The 21939-nt window shown below is 73.1% G+C and carries 12 protein-coding genes; 4 read left to right on the top strand and 8 right to left on the bottom strand.

The window, feature by feature from the left end; genetic code table 11:
* Window positions 1-521: 521 nt before the first annotated feature.
* Window positions 522-1151, top strand: coding sequence for a winged helix-turn-helix domain-containing protein (locus tag ABFX50_RS40805; protein ID WP_346154371.1), 630 nt, complete (start codon window positions 522-524; stop codon window positions 1149-1151).
* A 33-nt stretch (window positions 1152-1184) separates the two neighbouring features.
* Here ABFX50_RS40805 and ABFX50_RS51545 read toward each other — a convergent pair whose 3' ends face one another.
* Window positions 1185-1532, bottom strand: coding sequence for a hypothetical protein (locus ABFX50_RS51545; protein WP_379506259.1), 348 nt, complete (start codon window positions 1530-1532; stop codon window positions 1185-1187).
* A gap of 80 nt (window positions 1533-1612) precedes the next feature.
* Here ABFX50_RS51545 and ABFX50_RS40800 point away from each other — a divergent pair, with 80 nt between their 5' ends.
* Together ABFX50_RS40800 and ABFX50_RS40795 are read left to right on the top strand one after the other, a co-directional pair.
* Window positions 1613-2329 carry a methyltransferase domain-containing protein gene (locus ABFX50_RS40800; RefSeq protein ID WP_346154369.1) on the top strand — a complete coding sequence of 239 codons (717 nt, stop codon included), beginning with the start codon at window positions 1613-1615 and terminating at the stop codon, window positions 2327-2329.
* Window positions 2329-3249 carry an NAD(P)/FAD-dependent oxidoreductase gene (locus ABFX50_RS40795; protein ID WP_346154367.1) on the top strand — a complete coding sequence of 307 codons (921 nt, stop codon included), beginning with the start codon at window positions 2329-2331 and terminating at the stop codon, window positions 3247-3249. The genes ABFX50_RS40800 and ABFX50_RS40795 overlap by 1 nt, the downstream gene beginning before the upstream one ends.
* A 43-nt stretch (window positions 3250-3292) precedes the next feature.
* On the opposite strand, the gene ABFX50_RS40790 is transcribed toward ABFX50_RS40795, so the two are convergent.
* From ABFX50_RS40790 to ABFX50_RS40760, 7 genes are read right to left on the bottom strand one after another with little or no spacing between them, the layout of a single operon-like run.
* Window positions 3293-5782 (bottom strand): class I SAM-dependent methyltransferase, encoded by a 2490-nt coding sequence (locus ABFX50_RS40790; RefSeq protein WP_346154365.1) that lies wholly within the window; start codon window positions 5780-5782, stop codon window positions 3293-3295.
* Window positions 5769-7160, bottom strand: a complete 1392-nt coding sequence (locus tag ABFX50_RS40785) for an ABC transporter ATP-binding protein (protein WP_346154363.1) — start codon at window positions 7158-7160, stop codon at window positions 5769-5771. Before ABFX50_RS40785 ends, ABFX50_RS40790 begins: the two co-directional genes overlap by 14 nt.
* Window positions 7157-7942: an ABC transporter permease subunit gene (locus ABFX50_RS40780; RefSeq protein WP_346154361.1), complete on the bottom strand. Its 786-nt coding sequence runs from the start codon at window positions 7940-7942 to the stop codon at window positions 7157-7159. The genes ABFX50_RS40785 and ABFX50_RS40780 overlap by 4 nt, the downstream gene beginning before the upstream one ends.
* Entirely contained in the window at window positions 7939-8880 is a 942-nt protein-coding gene (locus ABFX50_RS40775; protein ID WP_346154359.1) for an ABC transporter permease, read from the bottom strand. The genes ABFX50_RS40780 and ABFX50_RS40775 overlap by 4 nt, the downstream gene beginning before the upstream one ends.
* A gap of 1 nt (window position 8881) precedes the next feature.
* Window positions 8882-10423 carry an ABC transporter substrate-binding protein gene (locus ABFX50_RS40770; RefSeq protein WP_346154357.1) on the bottom strand — a complete coding sequence of 514 codons (1542 nt, stop codon included), beginning with the start codon at window positions 10421-10423 and terminating at the stop codon, window positions 8882-8884.
* Between the two features lie 11 nt (window positions 10424-10434).
* A complete protein-coding gene (locus ABFX50_RS40765) occupies window positions 10435-16896 on the bottom strand; it encodes an SDR family NAD(P)-dependent oxidoreductase (RefSeq protein WP_346154355.1) in 6462 nt (2153 codons plus the stop codon).
* Window positions 16893-20705 (bottom strand): non-ribosomal peptide synthetase, encoded by a 3813-nt coding sequence (locus ABFX50_RS40760; protein ID WP_346154354.1) that lies wholly within the window; start codon window positions 20703-20705, stop codon window positions 16893-16895. The genes ABFX50_RS40765 and ABFX50_RS40760 overlap by 4 nt, the downstream gene beginning before the upstream one ends.
* Window positions 20706-20814: 109 nt before the next feature.
* Between ABFX50_RS40760 and ABFX50_RS40755 the strand changes: the two genes are divergently transcribed.
* Window positions 20815-21939: a class I SAM-dependent methyltransferase gene (locus ABFX50_RS40755; RefSeq protein ID WP_346154352.1), complete on the top strand. Its 1125-nt coding sequence runs from the start codon at window positions 20815-20817 to the stop codon at window positions 21937-21939.

Below are 21939 nucleotides of genomic sequence, written 5' to 3'. Positions count from 1 at the left end.
CGGCGGTCCGCAGGGTGAGCTTGTCCTGGTCGGTGAGGGTGACGGACATGGTGGTGTGCTCCTTCGGATCCGAGAATTCAGGTGAACGGACGGCTCGTGCAATGGGGTCCTGTTGGCGCCCGAGTGGGTCTCACCCGGCCGCCCTGAGGGCTCAAGCGCTGAACCGTTCATGGCGACAACGTTCGCCGACCGCTCTGATACCGGGCCGCCGCCGTCCTGACACGCCCGCTGACATAACCGCTGACCCGACACCGCATGGGCGATGGCGCGCGAGGACTGGTCGGCTGGGTCGAGGATGTCCGTGAGGGGGTGCAGTGGCGGGCTGGGGGGAGCGGCAGGAGCCGATCGCCGTCGACTGCACTGGCCTGCACTGGAACGCCCCACCCGGCACCGCGGCGACGCCGCGCGTCAAGAACGCATCGTTTTTTACCGGTTTGCCGTCGGCATGGCGTATGGATTCGTTTCTGCGGCGACGGCAGGCCCGATCATGACGCCATGCGGACAACGGACGAGGAGCTCCAGTGGCCACTGTGCTGCTGACGGACCCGGCGCAACCGTGGGTCTCCGCGGTCGTCGAGGCGTTGGCAGAGCGCGGGCACACGGTGGAAACCAAAAGGGCTGTGTGTGGCGAGGCCCGGCCTGCGTCGGGCCGTCGTCAGGCTGCGGTCGCCGTACTCAGTGCCGGCGAGGCGGGCCCGACGGCAGCGCAGATCGCCAAGCTGCGCGCTGCCACAGGGGCCTCGGTGATCGTGCTGATCGAGGCAGGGAGCTTTCTCGATCGCCTGGAGGCGTACGAGGCGGGGGCCGATGACTGCCTGAGCGAGCCGGTCAGGGCCGACCGGCTGGTGGACGCCATCGGCCCTCTGGCCGGCTGGTGTGACAGACCGGACGCCGAGGAACCCGACGACGTCGGGGCCGGCTGCCTTCCCGTCGAGCGACGGATCCTCGCGGCCCTGGTGGGCCAGGCCGGTCGGCCGGTCACCGTACAGCAGTTGATCGTCGAGGTGTGGGGTCCAGGGCGGTCCGACGAGGAGGCGGTGGCGCGGCTCTATCTCGGCTCTCTACGACGCAAGCTTGCAGCAGCCCGGCCGAACCGTTGGCGCCTACTGACCGACGCCACCGGATATCGTCTCCTCCCGGTCTCGCCCTGATCGGTATGCGCGTGTCCAGTGTCCCGCTGGCCATCACCGGGCCTGGCACAACCTCAGGCAGTGGTTCGCGGGGTTCGGCGTCGATGACCACGGACAGTGCGGTGGCTGAGACGGCCGAGGCTCGGTATCCGGCGCAGTGAGTGCTGGCTCCCACGACCCCTTCTGCCAGCGCGGGCCTCCTGTCTCGCCGCGGGTAACAGGCAGGGACGGCAGGCCGAGCTGCGCCAGTGCGCGGCCTGCGCACAGGCGTCCCGTGGTGAACTCCTCCGCCGCTTCTCCACCGCTCCCGCGATGACGACGTCCTCCTCGGGAAACAGCGCGGCACGTCCTGCGGATCGTCGAAGGCTCGGCCACCCGTGAGGGCAGAGCCTTCCCGATCATGGGCTCCCTTGACGATCGCTCTCCCGGATCCTTAGTGTCATCACGGAGAAAATGATTATCAATCCTACAGAGGCTGCATTGTGACTGATCAGTACGAGCGGTCCGCGGAGTTCATCGACGTGATGATGGCGCCGCACTGGCCGAGCCTCGGCCCTCCGCTGGCGGAGGCGTTGCGAGGAGTCGTCGGCCCGGTCGTGGACGTGGGAGCCGGGGGTGGGCACGGCACCAGGGTGATCGCGCAAGCGGTTCCTGAGGCGGACATCCTTGCGGTCGAACCGTCTCCCGCTCTCCGCTCGGTCCTGCTGGCGAGGGTGAACGAGGACCCGGCGCTGCGCGCGAGGGTGACCGTGCTCCCTGAGGGGTTGCTGGAGGCGGTGTTGCCGCACCGGCTCGGCGCGGTCGTCGCGATGAACGTCATCGGGCACTTCTCTCCCGCCGACCGGCACCGGATCTGGGCGCTGCTGGCCGAGCGGGCCGGTCGTGCGGTGCTGAACCTGCAGCCGCCGACCGAGCCCGTGGCGGTCCCGGAGTTCAGGGCGGCCGAGGTGCGGGTCGGGCGACGCACGTACGAGGGCTGGGGCCGCGCCGAGCCTGCCGGTCCTGACCGGCTCACCTGGCACATGACCTACCGCACCTACCAGGACGGCGAGCTCGTCGGCGAGCTGGAGACCAGCTACGCCTGGTGGGTGCTCACCGAGGAGCAACTGAAAGCCGAGCTCGGCGAGCACGGCCTCGAACCGGCCCGCACCGGGCCGGTGGAGCTCGGCATGCACATCATCGGCGGAGGAGACACCTGATGTACGAAGTGATCGTGGTCGGCGGCGGCCCCGCGGGCCTGAGCGCGGCCCTGGTGCTCGGACGGCAGCGCCGACGAGTCCTGGTGATCGACGCGGGGCGACCACGTAACGCGCCCGCCGCGGAGATGCACATGTACCTGGGGCGGGACGGCGGATCGCCTGCCCTGTTGCTGGCCGACGGCAGGGCCGAGCTGGCCGCGTACCCGACCGTCGAGGTGCGGCGTGGGCGGGTGGTCGCGGCCGGCGGCCAGACGGGTGCTTTCACGCTGGCGCTGGAGGACGGCGGCAGCGAGGAGGCGGCGCGGCTGGTGCTGGCCTGTGGGCTGACCGATCTGCCCGTCGACGTTCCAGGACTGCGGGAGAGGTGGGGCAGAAGCGTGTTCCACTGTCCCTTCTGCCACGGCTACGAGACCAACGGCAAGACGCTGGCGGTCATCGGCAACGGCGCCGACGCGATGCTGGCCGCCTACGTGGCCGACCGCTACAGCACCGATGTGGTGCTGTGCACGAACGGGCCCAGCACCATGCCGGAGCCGGTGGCCGCGATCATGAAGGCCGGGGACGTCACCGTGATCGAGACACCCCTGACCGCGCTCGAGGGCGAGCTGGACGCGCTGACCCTGCGCTTCGCCGACGGCGTGGAGCTGGAACGGCAGGCGGTCTACCACCGGGCCCCCACCCTGCCCAGCACCGAACTGGCCGTCCAGCTCGGCTGCGCGCTGCTGCCCGACGGATGCGTCGAGGTCGACGAGTACGGCAGGACCAGCGTGGCCGGCGTCTACGCGGCAGGGGACGCGGCTCATCTGAAGGCGGTGCCCGAGCCGGTGACGCTCGTGGGTCCGAGCGCCGCCGACGGGGTGCGGGCCGCTGTGTGGCTGGAGCAGGAGCTGTTCCGCGCGGGGTTGCCCGTCCCACTGTGAGACGGTGACCGTATGGCGGGCCGTCCCCGGCCCGCCGTACGCCTCAGATCTTCGCCGCGACGAACAGGTGCTGGGCGGGGGAGGCCAGCGGGGAGCCGGCCCGTGGCAGCTCGAGGATCGGGCGCAGACCAGCCTCGGCCAGTTCGGCGGGCAGCTCCCTGCCGGTGAAGAAGACCTTGCCGGTGCCGCCGCGCCGGTCGCCCGCCCCGAGATCGGGCTCGCCCTCCCTGGGGGAGAGCAGGAACTGCATCGTGGCCAGCACCAGGTAGTGCTCCCTGACGGCCTCGGTCACGACGAGCAGGCCGCCGGGGGCCAGCAGCTCGCGGATCCAACGCAACGAGCGTCCGGCGTTCCGCGCGCAGTGCAGGACGTTGGCGGCGATCACCACGTCCGCGCCGCCTCGCACCGCCCCCTGCTCCACGAGATCGGCGTTGATGTCGAGCAGGCCGTAGCGCAGCCGGTCACCGAACCGCTCCTTGCCCGCCATCGTGAAGAACCGGGAGATGTCGGTGAACAGGTAGTCGATCTCGGCCTCACGCAGCCCTTCGAGCGCGGCGGCCGTGCTCCCTCCTGCCCCCGCGCCCAGCTCGATCACGCGCAACGGCTGCGCGCGGGTGGCCGCCGCCCGGCCGAGGACGTGCCCCGCCGCCGCGTTCAGGTAGGTGTTGCTGACGTTGTTCTGGTCCTTGCTCAGCGAGGTGAGCAGGTCGCCGTCGGGGAACAGCAGTGACTGGGCCATGATCTCGTCCCGGAGCAGTTCGGGCAGGCGCGCGAGGGCTTCGCGGAAAAAGGTCGCCATCTCCTGGGGGTATCCCAGCGCCGCGCAGGACTGGTCCAGCCCGGCCATGGCCACGGGCCTGCTCTCACGGCCGAGCAGGTAACGGCCGTCGCCGTCGCGGCGGGCGAGTCCTTCGGCGTGCAGGACGGACAGCCACCGCCGGACGATCCAGGCGTGCCGGGGTGCCGCACCCAAGGCGCCGACGACCTGCTCGGCGGTTCGGGACGTGTCGGACCGCAGCGCTCCGGAATCGGCGATCAGCCCGCTCAACGCCGCGAGCGCGATCTCGTCGAACCGCTGGATCGCGGCGGGCAGGTGGTCGAGCGCGGAGTCGGGCACCACTGGATCTCCGCCGCCGGACGAGAGCGTCCCTGCCCTGCCAGTGACGCCGAGGGCCAGACGCCCGGCCGTGTCGGCGTCCTCGGCCTCTCGCGCGAGAGCGGGGGCGTCGTGGCCTGGCCCGCTGGGCAGCCGCGCGGTCACCTCCTCAGGGACGGGCAGCCCGGCACGGCGCAGCGCGCGGCGGGCGACCTCGACCAGGCGGGCCCGAGCGAAGGCGCCAAGGGGCTCGTGCGGCCTGCCCACCCCCGCCAGGTCGTCCACGGGACCGGCGGCGGCCGTGGCGGGTAGCGCGACCCCCAACATGGCCGGATCGTCCGGGTCGATCAGTACGACGGCGTCGCGGTCGGACAGAGCGGCTCGCAGCTCCGCACCGGAGAGCGCGTCTGGAGTGGACCTGAACAGGGCGTTGGGGATGCCGCGTACCTGGACAGGAGCGGAAGAGGACAACTGGGAGAGCTCGGCCACGTCCCACTCGCGGACGGCGGGGGCGGGCCCGGGGTCGGGGTCGACGTGCAGCACGGCGTCGAACCGGTAGCGGGTCAGCTCCGTGTCGGCCGTCAGGGTCTTGGCGAACAGGCTGACGGTCACCGGCCGGTCCGCGCTCGCGACGACGGCGGCGAGCGTCGCGGGGTCGAGCAGCAGTTCGGTGTCGGCCGCCGCACGGCGCTCGGCCGCGATGGTCAGCTCCGGCTCGGGGAGGTCGCCTTCCAGCCACCGGGCGTAGGCGTCGAGCAGTCCCGCATGGCGGATGTCCCCTACGATCACGGTGCCGCCAGGCGCCACCGCGTCGATCGCGTCGTGCAACACGGCCCTCAGGTACTCGACGCTGGGGAAGCACTGGGTGACGGAGTTGAGCAGCACGCAGTCGGGCCGCTCACCGAGCCCGGCCAGGGCCTGGCGTACCGCCGTGCCGTTGATCTCGTGGGCGGCGGCTCGCACGACCCGGACCCCGGGCAGGTCGAGGCCGTCCAGCCTGGACACGACATGCTCGGCGATGTCGGTGCCGACGTAGCCCTTCAGGTGCGGGTGCAGCCGGTGGAGCAACATCCCTGTGCCGCAGCCGAGCTCCAGCACCCGGGACGGCCGCAACCGCAGCACCAGTTCGACGGTTCTGTCCACCCATTCGGCCATGTGCTCGGCGGCCAGCGGCAGGCCCGTGTCGGTGGCCCGCCAGCCGGACAGGTCGAGCTCCTGCCGGTGTTCGCCCTGGCCGGAGCGGTAGGTCCAGTCGTAGACCTCGCCCCAGTGCTCCAGATGCTCCCGCACCAGGTCGCCGAGCACGGGTGGCCGGCCGGGGTCGCGTCTGACGGTCAGCGCGGCGGGGTCCGCTGTGACGACCAGCCCCCCTGTGGAGGTGTGGTCCACGCGCGCTATCCAGGGGTGGGCGAGCAGCACGCCGTCAATGGATGTCAACGGGTTGCCTCCGATCGTGAGAGGAGAGGTGAAGCACCCGGTCCGCGCGGGCGGCGAGCGCCTGGTCGTGGGTGGCGGCCAGTACGGCCAGCCCGGTCTCGCGCCGCAGCTCGTCGAGGAGATCGAGCACCTGGCCGGCGGTCACGGTGTCCAGCGCGGAGGTGATCTCGTCGGCCAGCAGGATCGCGGGCCCTCCCGCCAGAGCCCTGGCCAACGCCACTCGCTGGCGCTGCCCGCCTGACAGCGCGCCCGGATAGCGGCGCGCGAGGTCGGCGGGCAGTCCGACCTTGGCCAGCAGGTGGTTCGCCTCGGCGCGCGCCGCGGGTCGGGTGAGACCTCGCAGCGTCCGCAACGGCCGACACAGCGCCGCGCCGACCGTGCGGGATGGGTTCAGCGCGTCGAGCGGGTTCTGCCCGACCAGTGACAACGCGCGGAGTGCCGCGGGGGTGCGTTCGCCTACCGCCCAGGGCAGCGGGTCGCCCAGCACGGACGCCTCGCCCTTCTCGGCAGGGTGGAGGCCCGCGAGCGCGCGCAGCAGCGTGCTCTTCCCGCACCCCGACGGCCCGAGCACGACGAGCAGTTCGCCGGGGGAGAGGGTGAGATCCATCCCCTCGACGACGGGGGCACCGCCTGGCGGCTGGGCGAGCGTCAGATCACGCGTCACGAGCACGGGCGGCAGGCAGGGGTGCCGGGCGACCGGGCCTGCCATCCGGCGTTCGGCCGGAGGCTGGGCCTGGCCGAGCCGTACGACGTGGTCGGCCAGGCCGGTGACCAGCGCGGTGTCGTGCGACACGATCAGCGTCATCGAGCGGCCGTCGCCGCGGCGGCGGCGCACGAGCTCCAGCGCGGTCGCCAAGGCGTCGGCGTCCAGGGCGCTGGTGGGCTCGTCGAGGACGAGCAGCTCGGGGTCAACAGCCAGTGCCCGGGCCAGCGCGACGCGTTGCGCCTGTCCGCCGGAGAGCTGGTGCGGCAGGCGGGCGGCCAGCTCGGCGGGGTTCAGGCCCACCGCGGTGAGAGCGCGCTCTGCCCGGTGACCGCGTGCGGCGCGGGGGAGCGTCTCGCCCACCGCCGATCGCGCGTCCAGCAGGGGGTGCAGGGCGGAGGCCGGATCCTGTCCGAGAAATCCGACGTGCCGTCGTCGCCAGCGACGCGGTGCCCGTACGGGCGTGCCATGCCATTCGATCCGCCCAGCACTGAGAATCAGCCCTTCGGGCAGCGCGCCGAGCACGGCCCGCAGCACGGTCGTCTTGCCCACGCCCGAAGGGCCGGTCAGGGCCACCACCTGGCCGGGAACGATCCGCAGATCCAGCCCGTCGACGATCACCCTTCCCGCCCTGTCGGCGACGCTCAGCCCACGGACCGTCAGTCCCGGCCTCATCTGGTGTCCTCGCGCGTGGCGAGCAGGTGCGAGAGGGCGGCGACCGTGCCCGCCAGCGCCGCCAGGGCGACCGCAGGGGCGATCAGGGCGGCGGGGTTGAGGCGAAGTCCTGGCAGGTTCTCGCGAAGCATGGCGGCCCAGTCCGGCGTCGGGGGCGCGGGGCCGAAGCCGAGGACGTTGAGCGCGGCCGCCAGCTGGACGGCGAGCACCACCCGCTGCCCGAGGTCCGCGCCCACCAGCCCCGCGTGCGCCGGCAGAATCTCGCGCAGCAGCACCGTACGGCTCGACTCGCCCCTGGACAGCGCCGCCTCGACGTAGCCCGCGTGCCGTGCGGCGGTCGTGGCGTCGGCGATCACCCGGAGCGTCAGTGGAGTCCCGCCGAGGACCGTGCCGGCGATCACCGCGGCGGGACCGGGCAGGGCCGCCGCCGCCAACAGCGCCACCAACAGGAGCGGGAGCGCGAGCAGCAGATCCGCCGACCCCGCCGCGACCCGCGCGGCTCGGCCCGGGCTCCAACCGGCCCACAGCCCGCCCGCGACCCCCAGGACCGAGGCGGTCGCGGCCGCGGACAGCGACACCAGGCACAGCTCGCGGCCGCCGGCCAGAACTCTGGCGAGGACGTCCCGTCCCAGGCCGTCGGCGCCCAACGGCAGGCCCGGCGAGGCAGCGGCCCAGGGAGCCGCCACCGTCAGGGTGGGATCCGCCCCCGCCAGCGTCTCCCCGCAGAGGGCGACCACGAGCACGGCGCCGACCGCGACGGCGAGGGCTCCATGGCGATTCACAGGGACACCGCTTTCGACCCGGTCCGCGGATCCATCACCCGGGCCACCGCGTCGGCGGCGAGCAGCCCGGCCACCACCACGCCGGCCGCGAGCGACGCGACGGCCTGGATCACCGGGATGTCCCGGACCCCGATGGCCGTGACCAGCAACTCGCCCAGTCCGGCAAGGCCGAACAGCGTCTCCACGACCGCCGTGCCCGCGACGAGCCCGCCGGCGATCACTGCCAGCAGCCGCGCGGCGGGAGCCGCGATCATCGGCAGCACGTAGCGCAGCAGGACCGCGCCGGACGGCAGGCCGCGCAGCTCGGCATCACGTACGAACGGCCGGGCCGTGACATCGGCGATCGCGCCACGCAGCAGGGCGGCGCCGTACCCTGCGGTCGGCAGCGCGAGGGTCAGCACCGGCAGGACCAGTAGATCAGGCCGCTGCCAGGCAGGCTCGTCGGTGGGCAGCAGGGACACAGGAGGGACCAGACCCCAGGCGGCCGACAACAGGGCGACCAAGCCGGCGGCCACGACGACCTGCGGCCCCACCGCCCCCGCGACCACGCTCGCGGTCACCGCGGGCCGCAGCCTCCTGGGCCCGCGTACGGCGGCCCACGCCAGGGCCAGCATGAGGGGTACGGCCAGCGCCAGCGCGACCACGGCCAGCGTCAGTGTCACCGGTGCGCGCTGGGCCACCAGGTCGGCGACCGACCGCCCGGTGATCAGGGAACGCCCTGGATCGCCGGTCAGCACGCCGCCGAGCCAGTCGAGATAGCGGAAGGGCAGCGGCCGGTCGAGCCCCTCGGCGGCGCGCAGCCGGGCCAGCTGCTCGGCAGTGGCCCGTCCGCCGCCGCGAACGTCGGCCGCGTCCCCCGGCAGCGCCTCGGTGATCAGAAAGACGACCACGGAGGCGGCAAGGAGCAGCGCCGCCGCACGGATCAGACCACGCCTCACCTCAGCCGCCCAGCTTCACCTGGTCGATGAAGGCCGAGGAGAATCCGATGCCCTCAGGAAGGCCGGTCAGGCCGGGCTTGGCCAGGTCGAGCCGGTCGCTGAGCGCCCAGACGGCATAGCCGCCCTCGTCACGCAGCCGAGCCTGCAGATCGCCCAGCAGGGTACGGCGCCTGACCTCCTTCGGCTCGGCCAGAGCCTGGTCCAGGCCGGTGGACCAGGTGCGGTCCCGCCACGCGGTCTCGTTGGTGGGGGAGCCCGGCGTCAGCGTGACCCTGACCACGTCGAGGAACGGGATGCCGCCCAGGTAGCTGAGGTAGAAGGGCTTCTGGGCGTAGACGCTGGTGAAGTAGGTGTCAGGCGGCGCGAGTTCGACCTTCGCCCTGATCCCGATCTCGGCGAGCTGCTGGGCGATCAGGGTGGCCGCGGTGTCCATGCCGGGGTAGGCGGTCGTGCTGTGCAGGGTGAGGTCCACCCCCTCACCGAGTCCGGCCTCGGTCATCAGGGCCTTGGCGCGCGCCACGTCCCTGGTGCGTTGCGGCAGGTCGGTCGGGCTGGTGGCGTCCTTGGGGGTGATCAGGTCGTTGCCCAGCTCCCCGAAGCCGAGGAAGGCGACGTCGAGCAGCTGCTGCCGGTCCAGGGCCAGCCGTACGGCCTGGCGGACCCGCCTGTCGTCGAAGGGCTCGGTGTCCATGCGCATGACCAGCGGATAGAGCGTCGCGCCTGGTCGGCGGAGCACCTGGATCGCCGTGTCGTCCTTGTGCTGCTCGACCATGGCGGCCGGCACCCCGCCGGCGAGGTCGACCTGGCCGGACAGCAGCGCCTCTCCTCTGGCCTGCGGATCGGGGAGGGCGCGCACCTCGATGACCCGGCTGGGCGGCTTGGGCCCCCACCAGTCGTCGTTCCGCTCGAAAACCACGGCCTGGGCCCCGCCCCTGTCGCTCACGCGGAACGGTCCCGAGCCGGGCACCGGCTTGGAGAAGTCGGTGCTGCCCTCGGGGACGACGAAGGTCGCCCCTTCCAGGGCCTTGCCGACCTCGGCGTACGGCTTCCGTGTGACCAGCTCGAAGGTCGTGTCGTCGATCACCTTGGAGGCGCCCAGGTCGAACATCGCCATCCGGCCGAAGTTCTCCGCCGCCTTCTCTCCCATCCTGCGCAGGGAGAACAGCGCGTCGGCGGCCTTGACCGGGCGGCCGTCGGAGAACGTCGCGTCGTCGCGGAGGGCGATCCGCCACCTGGTCAGGGCGGCGTCGGGCGTCCACGCGGTCGCGAGGCGGGGCAGCGTCCTGCCGTCAGGGCCCGGCAGGGTCAGGACGTCGTAGGTCAGCGCCATCCTGACCACGTCGCTCTCGCCCGGCAGCAGACCGTGCGGGTCGGTGACGGCGTTCGAAGGGGAGCCGGGCGCCGCGTAGCGGACGGTGTCCGAGGCTGTGTCCGAGGCGGTGGCGGTGGGGGCGCCGGGGGCCGGAGCGGGCTGCGCCGTACTGGTGGAGCAGCCCGCCAGGAAGACGACCGCGGCGGTGACCGCGGCGAGTGGGGAACGCATGAGGGCCTTTCTCAGTGTCGCGCCAGCGCCCTGTCGAGCGCGGCGTTGATCAGTTGGGCCACGGTGGGCAGCACGGGCGGGTGCAGCAGGCCGTAGTGGTGGGCGTCGACTCCGGCGATGTGGAGCGGACCCGCCAGGTAGGGCCGCCAGCCGAGATCGTCCCTCCCTGGCGGGGTGCCGTCGACGCCCATCCCGATCCCGGAGTTGCGGGGGGAGGGGCGGTCGGCGCGCACCAGGAGGGTCTGCGTGTGGGAGTCCGGCAACGTGCGCGGCGTGTGGGCGGCCAGGGCGCGCAGGTGCCGGGCGAACACGCGCAGCCGCCCTGCGAGATCCTCGCCTCGGCCGAGGAGCCGGTGCTCGCGCAGCCGGTCGGCGGCGGCGGCGAGCCGCAGTTCCAGTGGCAGGCCGGTCAGCGCGTCATCGGTGTCGAGGTCGATGCCGAGGAAGGCCTCCAGCGCACGCAGATGCCTCAGGGCCACCTGCCACTCGATCTCGGCCGCGTCGTGGCCGGGCACGTTCCTGATGAGCGCCGGATCGTTGGAGTCGAGCATCACCAGCAGGGCGACCTTCTCACCGTCCGCGTGCAGCTGACGGGCCATCTCCTGAGCCACCGAGCCGCCCATCGACCAGCCGCCGAGCAGCCAGGGGCCGCAGCCGCCGACCTCCTTGAGCGCCGCCAGGTACTGCCCGGCGATCCCCGCGACCGTTTCGGGGCCGGGCCCTGCGGCTCCCGACAGTTCGGGGTCGGCCAGCGCCACGACGTCCACCCGCGGGTCGAGCAGCCTGGAAAGCTCGGCGTAGCACAGGACGTCACCGCCCGAGGGATGGGCCAGGTACAGCGTGGGGCGGGTGTCGGAGCCATGGTCGGACCGGAGGGGGAGGACGATGTCCCTCGCCTCGGCGCGACCTTCTGCCCGGGTCCAGGCGGCGGGGTCGGCCGCCAGCTCCCGCACCCGCGCGGCGTGCCCGGCGATCGCCGCCTCCAACTCGTCCGCGGGGAGCGCGCCGTCCAGCGCGTCCCACTGCAGCCGCAGCTCGCCGCCCTGCTCCAGCACCTGGTGGTCGAGCCAGGTCTGCGGGGTCTGCGACAGGGCGTACACCTGCTCCCCTGCCCATTCCAGCGCGACCTGGCCCTCCGCCAGGTCCGCCACACCCAGGGCGCCGGTGAACACCACGGGCACCGGCCGCATCTCGCCGGTGCGGGCGGCCTGCTCGGCGAGCACGTCCAGCGCGGAGAACTCCCTGTGGTCGAGGTCGTCGAACATCCGGGCCTGGGTGGCGGCGGCCCGCGCCGCGAAGGTCGAGGCGGGCGTGGCGGGAACCTCGTGCAGGAGCAGCGAGGTGAAGTCACCCACGACCCGGTTCACGTGCGGATGGATGGGCGGGCGATCGAACAGGGTCAGCGTCACGCTGAATCCGGCCGACCCGGCCCACCGGGCCAGCACATCGGTGTAGACGGTCAGCAGCACCGCCGTCGGGGTGACGCGGTGGTGGGCTGCGGCCGCTCGGAGCGCGTCCCATTCCGCCTGGCTCAGCCGTACGGCTCTGCGCACGAACCGTGGCTGGTCCACGTCCCGCACCGGAAGGCGAGGCGGTCCGGGAACGGTGTCCAGGCGATCACGCCAGTAGGCGGCGGCGCGGTCGCTGTTCCGCTCGCGCAACGCCACCGCGCAGTGCGCGGGGTGCAGGTCGACGGGCGGCAGAGTGGCGTCCGGATCCCGGTAGAGGGCGTGGAGTTCGGACTCGATGATCCACCAGCTCGCCGCGTCGCAGATGAGCACGTCGACCCCGATGAACAGCCGGATCCGGCCCTCCGGCAGCCGGGCCGCCTGGATCTGCACCAGAGGCCAGCGGTCGGGCGGACCTGGACGGGTGGAGATCCGCTCCCGCAGAGCGGCCAGCCGGCGCTCGTCCCCGGTGGTCAGGTCGTGCACCCGGATCCGGTAGCGCGGCAGGTCGTCCAGCACTCTGAACCGTCCCTCGGGGGTGGCCACGGCCCTGAGCATGGGGTGGCGGCTCACCACCTGGTTCCAGGCGCGCTCGTAGCGCTCCACGTCGAGGTCGGCGCAGTCGTACTCCAGGTAGAAATGACAGGGCAGGTCGCCCCAGCGGTAGCCGCCGTCCCGCCCCACCCAGTAGGCGTGCTGGACCCTGGTCATCGGGAAGGTGCCGTCGTCGAGCGACGGATCAGGAACCGTCGCCGTCTCCATCGCAGCCGGAGAGGTCGCCGCAGTCCGTGCCCCGTTGGCGCTGCTCGCTTCGATCAGCTTCGCGAGCCCCGCGATCGTGGGTGAGGCCAGCAGGTCGCGCAGCCCCAGCGGCACATCGAACCGGTCGCGCAGCGCGCCGAGCATCCTGACGCCGAGCAGGGAGTGCCCGCCGAGGGCGAAGAAGTCGGCGTCGGGGTCGGAGACGGAGGCGCCGAACAGCTCCGACCACAGCTCGGCCACGGCCGCCTCGACAGGGCCGAGCCGCTCGGCGTCGCCCACGCCCGTGCGCTGCCGGGGCCGTCCCGCAGCGACCATCCGCGGGTTCAGGTCGGTCGCCGCGATCACGACGGTCGGGGGCAGCGTGTCCGTGGCTCGGGCGGCCAGCAGCCGGTCCAGCACACGGGTGCCGGTGCCCGCGTCCAACGCGTCGGTGAGCGCCACCGCCTGTTCGGCGCCTCCAGCGGCCACGCGCCAGCCGTCCCACACCGCGCTGACCCAGCGAGTCGGGTCGTCACGGTGATCCGGTTCCAGCGGCCGAGCGGCCAGAGCTTCCATCGCGGCGTTGGCCGCCGCGTAGGGGCCCATCCCGACGCCGCCCACCAGGGTGGTCACCGAGGACATGAGCAGCACGGTCCTGGGACGTCGATCGAGCGGCAACCCGGCGATCGCGCCGCGCAGCGCCGCCGTACCCTCGACCTTGGCCCGCACGTGCTCGGCGACCTGCTCGGCCTCCAGCGCCCTGAGCGGATCGAGCCGCGCGCCCGCGACCACCCCGGCGGCGTGCACGACCAGCTCGACGGGGCCGTCCTGGGACAGCTCGGCGAGCAGGGCGGCGGTGGCGGCCTGGTCGGCCGCGTCGCACACGCGGATCTCGACCCCCGCCTCGGCGAGGACGGCATCGGCCCGCTCGGCGGTGCGTGAGGTGATCATCACCCGGTTCCCGAGAGCGGCCAGGTGCCTGGCGAACAGCTGCCCGACCGCGCCGAGCCCACCGGTGACCAACACGGTGCCCTCGCCGGGGTGCCGCCGCACGTCATGAGGGGGTCGCCACGAAGTCATCCGGCGCTGCCATCGACTGGATCCGCGCAGCGCGGTCTCGGCGCCGACGGCGTGACCGCTCACCAGTGCGCCCAGCTCCCGCAGCAGGGCACGGGCCTCGTGCCGTGGCTCGGCGGGCGTGCCCAGATCGACCGTGGCCCAGCGCAGGCCTGGCTGCTCCTGGCCGAGCACCCTGGGCAGCACCCGGACGGCCGCCTGAACGGGATCAGGCGGGGGGTCGGCGCCCACTCGCTCGCCGTGTCGTGTCACGAGGAGCAGGGCGGGCCGGTCCACCTGCGCCGCCGCCGCGACGGTCCCGAAGCCGAGGATCTCCTCGGACACCTCGCCGCTGCTGAAGGGATCGTCCGGTTCCTGGCCGGCCGCGCCCGGCGTGCCGGCCACGACGACCAGTCCCGCGAGCGGTCCTTCGGCGGGCATCGCAGGATCCGCGCAGCTGGACAGCTCGGCACGGAGCGCGTCCGCGAGGGGGCCCGTTCCGGCCACTGCCCATCGCCCCTCCAGAGCGAGGACGGGTTCGGCGGGCGGGACCTGGAGCCAGGTGGGAAGCTGCAGCGGCTCGTCAGCGTCGATCCTCGCCTCCAGCGGGGCGGCCGTCTCGGTGGGATCGATCCACAGGCGGCGGCGCTGGAAGGCGTAGCCGGGCGCGGCCACCCGCCGGCGGCCGGGCGCGGAGAGCGCGGCCAGGTTCACCGGGACGCCATGGGTCCACAGCGCGCCGACCGCCTGCCGCACGGTCTCCGATTCCGGATCACCCGAGACGAGGGTGGGCAGGACAGCGCGCGGCGCGAGGGAGGTGTGTCTGCGGGCGAGCGAGGAGAGTGTCGTGCCCGGTCCCACTTCGACGATCACCGACTCGCCCCCCTGATCGGGGGAGAGGGCCGCGTGCAGGGCGTCGGAGAACCGTACGGGATCGCGCAGCTGCCGGGTCCAGTGGGTGGGATCCGCCAGGCCGGTTTCGACCAGCGCGCCCGTGACGGTGCTGAACACGGGGACGGCCGGAGCGGCTCCGGTCAGGCCGGTCAGGGCCGCGGACAGGCCGGGGAGCTCCGGCTCCATCAGCCGCGAGTGCATCGCCGCGTCAACCCGCAGGCTGGTGACCGCGACGCCCGCATCCCTCAGCTCGGTGGCGAGCCGATCCACAGCGGACGCGGGGCCGGAGAGCACACACGCGCCCGGGGCGTTCACCGCGGCGAGGTCGAGCTCGCCATGGCGGGACAGCAGTTCCAGGACGCTCGCCTCGTCGAACGGCACGGCGAGCATCGCACCGCCACCCGCGGCGCGGGCCGCGGCCGTACAGCGGGCGGCGACCAGCCTGGCGGCCTCGGGCAGCGGCAGGGCGCCGCTCACCGCGGCGGCGGTGCACTCCCCGAGGCTGTGTCCCAGCAGCGCGTCAGGGCGCACGCCCCAGGAGGCGAGCAGCCGGGCGACGCCCAGCGAGACGGCGAAGAGCGAGGGCAGCCCGAAGGCCACGTCCCTGACCCGGTCAGCGGAGACCCGCGGGTTCAGCACGTCGCGGATATCGGCGCCGAGCAGCGGGCGCAGCAGCTCGGCGCACTCGTCGACGGCAGCGGCGAAGACCGGCTCGTCGCGGTACAGCTGACCGCCCATCCCCGGGTACGGGCTGCCCGCACCGGGAAAGGCGAACACGACCCGAGGGGCCGGGCTCGCCGCCCTGACAGGCACCGCCGAAGACAGCCGCGCGGCGCCCACTCCGGCGACGCGACAGGCCAGCTCGGCGCGGCCAGTGGCGAGGGTGTGGGCGAGATCGGCGGTGTGGCGGTCATCCGCGCCCGCCTGGACGGCCGAGCTCGCCACCGCGGCGGCCCCGGCGGCCGCGGCCTGCCGAGTGGCGGCGGAGACGACCAGGAGCTGAGGACGCGGGTCCTCGGTGGAAGGTGGACGTTCGGGCGCGGGGCCGAGGATCGCGTGGCAGTTGGTGCCGCCGATGCCGAAGGAGCTGACCCCCGCGTACGGAGGGGTGTCCCATGGCCTGGTCTCGTTGATCACGTCAAAGGGCGATCCGTCGAGCCCCAGGTGGGGGTTGAGCGGGTGGGCGCGCAGCGTCGCGGGCAGCACCCCGTGATGGACGGCCAGCACCGCCTTGATGAACGAGGCGATGCCCGCCGCGGAGTTGGCGTGCCCGATGTTGCCCTTCACCGAGCCGAGCCCGCACCAGGCGGGGCCGGTGTCGCCGAACACCCGGCGCAGCGCGGTCACCTCGATGGGGTCACCGAGCCTGGTCGCGGTGCCGTGCGCCTCGACCAGGCCGACCTCCCGCGCCGAGACCCCCGCCACGGCGAGCGCCTCGGCCACCACGCGGGCCTGGCCGCGGACCGAGGGCGCGGTGAAGCCCGCCTTGTCGGCGCCGTCGTTGTTCGTCGCCGAGCCGTGCAGGACGGCCAGCACCGGGTCGCCGTCGGCCAGCGCGTCGGCCAGGCGGCGCAGCACCACCGTGCCCACGCCCTGGGTGTAGACGATGCCGGTGCCCTGCTCACCGAACGGCCGGACGGTCCCGTCGGCGGAGAAGACGCCGTCGGGGACGTGCAGGTAGCCCTGGCCCTGCGGGACGATCAGGGACACCCCTCCTGCCAGCGCGGTGTCGCACTCGCCGCTCAGCAGCGACTGCGCGGCCAGGTGGACGGCGACCAGCGAGGTCGAGCAGCTGGTGGCCACCGCGACCGCGGGGCCTGTGAGGTTGAGCCGGTAGGCCGTCTGCAACGGCAGATAGTCGGCCTGCGTGGCGATGGCGGTCTGCATGCTGCCGAGAGGATCGAAGCCGCCCCCGGTCGGGTCCCACCGTCCGACGAGGTTGACCGCCAGGTAGGAGCTCTGCATGGCGCCCGCGAAGACGCCGACAGCGCCCGCGCCTCGCCCACCACCGTGCCCCGCCTGCTCCAGCGCGTGCCAGGCGCACTCCAGGAACAGCCGGTGCTGGGGGTCGAGCAGCGCGGCCTCGGCGTCGCTGAAACCGAACGGCTCGGGATCGAAGTCGGCCTGCCCCTCGATCAACCCGCCGACCGGGACGAAGCGGGGGTGTGTCCGCAACCGCGCGGGGACCGCGCGGCTCGCCAGTTCCTCGTCGGTGAACCTGCTCAGCCCCTCGCGGCCGTCACGCAGCAGCGCCCAGAACGCGTCGGCGTCAGAAGCGCCGGGGAACCTGCAGGCCAGCCCGACGACGGCGATCTTCTCCTGCATGGCGTTCATCCGGTCAGCTCGGCGGCGAGGGCCCTGGCCGCCAGCCGGGCGTCGGCAGCCCGGCTGGACGAGGTGGGATCGGGTTCAGGGCGCGAGACAGCGGGTGATCCGGGCCGCTCGTCGGCGGATGGCCGCCTGCGGCCGGTGATGAAGGTGGCGAGCTCTCTGACCGTGGGCCGGGCGAACATGTCCACCACGGTCAGGCCCTCGTCCAGTTCGGCACGCAGCGCGCGGTGCGCGAGCACGACCGTCAGCGACGAGGCCCCCAGCCGGAAGAAGGGGGTGGTGACGTCGACGGGGGCCTTGAGCAGCTCGCTGAACACCCGCGCCACCGCCCGCTCCACCTGGGGATCAGGCCCCGATGCTGCGGCCTGCGTCGCTTCCGGCGGTGCGGGGGCAGGCGCGGGAGGCGGCGGCGCGAGCGGCTGCGGCACGGGAGGCGCCGCTCCATCATCGGCCCCCTCCACCACGAGCTCCATCACCCCGTCGGCGGAGATGGTGAGGGTCAGCCGCATCCCTCGGCCCACTGTCGACGTCACGACGGGGACCCGGGACGTGGCCTCGAGCGGGGCGGAGGGCACGCTGACAGCGGGCCCCACCACGGAGGGCTCCACCACAGCGGGCTCGGCCACCGCGGGTTCGTCCATTCGCTGGTAGGGGTTGCTCAGCGCCTTGTAGTCGACCTTGCCGTTGTCGGTGATCGGGAGCGAGGCCATCGGGATGAAGCGGTTGGGCACCATGAACGGCGGCAGGCTCGCCCGCAGGGCGTCGATCAGCTCGTCGTCGGAGGGCGGCGCGGCGGGATCGGCTGGGACGAGGTAGCACACGAGCCGTGGCCGGTCGTCCGGGCCTGGCACGGCGCGGGCCACCGCCTGCCGGACCGCGGGCAGCCGGTCGAGTGTGGCCTCGATCTCGCCGAGTTCGATCCGGTGGCCGCGGATCTTGACCTGCCGATCCAGGCGGCCGAGGAACTCGATCGTCCCGTCGTGCCGCCAGCGGCCCAGGTCGCCGGTTCGGTAGAGCCGTCGGCGCAGCACCGGATGGGTGATGAATCGTTCGGCGGTCTGCGCGGGGTCGCCGACGTAGCCGCGCGCCAGCCCGTCGCCGCCGATGTGCAACTCGCCGGGCTCGCCGACCGGGCAGGGCCTGCCCTGCTCGTCGAGGATGTGGAAGGACTGCCCGCGCAGCGCTCTGCCGTACGGGATGCTCGGCCAGGCCGGGTCGACCTCGCCGATCGGGTGGCAGATCGACCAGATGGACGCCTCTGTCGCCCCGCCCAGGCTCACCACCTCGGCCGCCGGCGCCAGGGCGCGCAGCCGGTCGGGCAGCGTCACGGGGATCCAGTCCGCCGACAGGAACACCAGGCGCAGCGTGGACAGGGCCCGCCGCACCGCCTCCGGTTCCAGTTCGGCGTACTCGACCAGCATCTCCAGGAGGGCAGGAGCGGTGTTCCACACGGTGACCCCGTGCTGGGCCATGAGCTCCAGCCAGTGCCCTGGATCGCGCTGGCGGCGGGCCTGCGGCAGGACGACCGCGCCGCCCGAGCCGAGGACCGAGAAGATGTCGTAGACCGACAGGTCGAAGCTGAACGCCGACAGGGCGAGCACCCGGTCCCGCGCGGTGAGCGGGAAGCGCTCCGCCAGGTCGTCCAGGGTGGTGCGGGCCGCACGGTGCTCGATGGCCACGCCCTTCGGCTTGCCTGTCGAACCCGAGGTGAAGATCACGTAAGCGAGGTCGTCAGGGGCGGGGCGCCGGGGCTCGGCCTCCACGGCGAGGGAGAGGACGCCGTCGGTGTCCAGGCGGTGCACGGTCACACCCTCGGGCCACGCTGAGGCGTCGGCGTCCTGATCGAGGAGCGCGTGCCGTACGGCGGCCTGCTCGCACAGCGAGGCGATACGGCTCGCGGGCCAGGACGGCTCCACCGGCACGTATCCCGCCCCGCTGTCGAGGACCCCGAGCAGCGCGATGACCTGGGCGACGCCCTTGTCCGCGGCCACCGCGACCAGGTCTCCAGGGCCGAGGCCCAGACCGGCGAGCGCCCGGCCGGTACGGGCGGCTCGTGCGGCCAGCCCGGCCGAGGACACCTGTGTCGTGGCGTCGAGCAGCGCGGGCGCGTCCGGGGTCTGTCCTGCGGTGCGCAGCGGATCGTCCAGGAGGGGACCGGCTTGGCCAAAGGCTGCGCGGGGCGCCGCCTCATCGGGCAGGAACGACGGATGCCAGCCCAGGGCGGGGTCGGTCCACAGATCGGGCTCGCTCGCCAACCGGCGCAGCAGGCGGACGTGCGCGGCGAGCATGCCGTCGACGAAGCCGTCAGGGAGCGCGCCGTCCACGGCGTCCCAGGCGATGCGCAGCCTGCCGTCCTCGTCCCACACGATGTGGTCGAGCAGGACCTGTGGGGTCTGCGACACACCGAACACCTCGGTCCCGAGCCAGGAGGCGGGGGCGGGGCCCGCACCGGCGAGCCCGACGCCGCTGGTGAAGATCACGGGATGGGTGGGCACGGGCAGTCCGGTGGCCGGATCGGTCACCCTTGGGCGTTCCCCCGACTCGATGGCCGCGCGCAGCGCCTCCATGCCGGAGACGGATCGATGGTCCAGGTCGGTCCAGAACTGCCGGTTGACGGCGGCGGCGTATCCCGCGAAGCCGTACCAGCTCCCGGGATCCACGGCGGGGACCTCGACCAGGATGGTGCTCGTGAAGTCGCCGACGACGCCGTCCAGGCCGGGGGTGTCGTCACCGAGGGCGAGATCGTCGCGATCGAACAGCGTGGTGTTCAGGCAGAAGGCGTCGCGGGCGCCCCAGCGTTGCAGGACCAGCCCGAAGGCGGCCAGCAGCAGGCCGGTGGGGCTCAGCCCGTGCGCCGCCGCCTGCTTGCGCAGCTGCGCCCACTCCTCGGCCGACAGCTCCGCGCCGTGCCTGGTGAAGTGCGGGACGCCCAGCTCGGCGGGCCCGCGCGTCCAGGGCAGAGCGGGTCCGTCGGGAAGGCCGGGCGCGCGACGAGCCCAATAGGCGGTGTCAGCCTCCAGCCGCGGGTCGTTCTCACGGCGCAGGACCAGATCGGCGAAGCCCAGCGGCGGGTCGGGCAGTTCCAGCGTGGGGTCGGAGGTGAGCAGGCCCCATTCCCGCATCAGCCGCATCCAGCTCATGAGGTCGAGGGCGAGCACGTCGACGCCGACGAACAACCGGGTGCGGCCATCGGGCAGCAGCGCGGCCCGCAGGTCGAACAGCGGCCACCGGTCGGTGGGGCGCAGCTGGTGGGAGCATTCCGCCCGCAGCGCGTCGAGCGCCTCTTCCGGCGCGGTGGCCCGCAGGTCGACACGAGCGATCACATAGTCGGGCACGTCGTCGAGGATCCGCTGTCTGGCGTCGGAATCCACGACCATGCGCAACATCGGATGCCGCCTCACCAGGCGGTTCCACGCGTCCTCGAGCCTGGCCAGGTCGGCGAAGGGGTCACCGTCCGGCACGCGGTCGTACTCGAAGTAGTAGAAGGTCGCGACCCCGCCCAGAGGAAACACCGGGTCTCGGCCGACCAGGTAGGCGGCCTGGATCGGGGTGAGCGGGAAGGACGCTGCGCCGCCCTCGACGGCCTCCGGCACGATGCCGGCCGCCACCGTGCGCGCGGTCGCCGATCCGAGGAAGGCCGTCAGCGGCAGGTCCAGCTCCGTCTCCTCACGCAACCTCCGCCGCAGGCGGACGGCGGTGAAGGACTCCAGGCCGAGCGCGGTGAGGGTCGCGTCGGGATCCAGCTCTTGGGGGCGGCGCTCCAGCACGTCTGCCAGGCATGCGAGCACTTCTTCGACGGTGGCGGAACCCAACGGTGATCCCTTCCATCAACAATGTGGAAACGGTTTTCATTCCTACATGGATTTGCCCCCTATGTCTAGATCTTGAAAATGATTCTCATTCTTCCTAGTGTTCCGGTCCATGTCAGCGTTGAACGTCCTCGCGGACAGGGCAGGGCGGGCCGCGATCTCCGGGGCGGACACCTCCGGCGTGGCCGAGGCGATCGGCCGGCTGGACCGTCTCGCGCTTCTCGGGATCGCCACCGAGTTGCACCGCCGTACCCGGTTGAGGAACGGCGGCACGCACGCGCCGGACCAGCTGGCCCTGGACCTGGGCGCGGCCGAACGGCATCGCTGGATCGTGGCGCACTGGCTCGACGCCCTCCACGAGGAGGGTCTGGCGGGACGCGCCGCCGATGGCCGCTTCCACGACCTGTACGGCCCGCGCCGAGCGGAGCTGACCGCCGCGCGCACCGGCATGGAGTCCGCACGGATCGCTCTCGGCTACCCACCCGATCTGGCCACGATGCTGCTGCGCTCGCTGGGAATGCTGCCTGAGCTGCTCCGGGACGAGATCGGCGTGCAGGCGCTGCTCTATCCGGACGGGGAGCCGGGCGCGGCCGAGGCCGTCTATCGCGACAACCTCGTGAGCAGATACCTCAATGCCGCCGCCGCCGAGGTGCTCCGCGACCTGGCCGAGCAGGCCGGCCGGCCGCTGCGCATTCTGGAGCTGGGCGCCGGGATCGGCGCCACCACGGCGGACCTGCTCCCCGTGCTCGCCGGTCGTCCGGTCGAGTTCTACCTGTTCACCGACCTGTCGCCGTTCTTCCTCGACACCGCGCGCCGGCGGTTCGGCACGGGCTTCCTGCGCTACGCGCTGCTCGACATCTCCACCGACCTGCCGCGACAGCCAGGAGAGCTGGACCTGGTCGTCGCGGCGACCATGGCACACAACGCCCCCCACGTGGGGCGCCTGCTCGAACAGGCCGCCGCGCTGCTCGCGCCGGGCGGGCGGGTGCTGCTCATCGAGACCGTCCGCGAGCATCCCCAGTCGCTCACCACGATGCCGTTCGCCCTGTCCCCGCGAAAAGGAACCCGCCCACCAGAACGGCACGACGGGCGCGCCGGTACCCGTACCTACCTGCGCCGCGAGGAGTGGCTCGGCTGGCTGGAGCGGGCAGGGCTGCGCGTCGAGGTCGATCTTCCCCGCGACGCGGACCCGCTGGCCGCGATGTCCCAGCGCCTGTTCGTCGCCATCCGCCGATAA

Source organism: Nonomuraea recticatena (assembly GCF_039533245.1).
Lineage (GTDB): Bacteria > Actinomycetota > Actinomycetes > Streptosporangiales > Streptosporangiaceae > Nonomuraea > Nonomuraea roseola.
The sequence above is the reverse complement of the archived record's forward strand: the minus strand, read 5'-3'. Positions and strand labels throughout refer to the sequence as shown.

Coding starts and splice junctions, on each gene's coding strand:
- ABFX50_RS51545 (WP_379506259.1), bottom strand. CDS start 1,532: ATGATCGGGAAGGCTCTGCCCTCACGGGTGGCCGAGCCTTCGACGATC.
- ABFX50_RS40795 (WP_346154367.1), top strand. CDS start 2,329: ATGTACGAAGTGATCGTGGTCGGCGGCGGCCCCGCGGGCCTGAGCGCG.
- ABFX50_RS40785 (WP_346154363.1), bottom strand. CDS start 7,160: ATGAGGCCGGGACTGACGGTCCGTGGGCTGAGCGTCGCCGACAGGGCG.
- ABFX50_RS40770 (WP_346154357.1), bottom strand. CDS start 10,423: ATGCGTTCCCCACTCGCCGCGGTCACCGCCGCGGTCGTCTTCCTGGCG.
- ABFX50_RS40765 (WP_346154355.1), bottom strand. CDS start 16,896: ATGAACGCCATGCAGGAGAAGATCGCCGTCGTCGGGCTGGCCTGCAGG.
- ABFX50_RS40755 (WP_346154352.1), top strand. CDS start 20,815: ATGTCAGCGTTGAACGTCCTCGCGGACAGGGCAGGGCGGGCCGCGATC.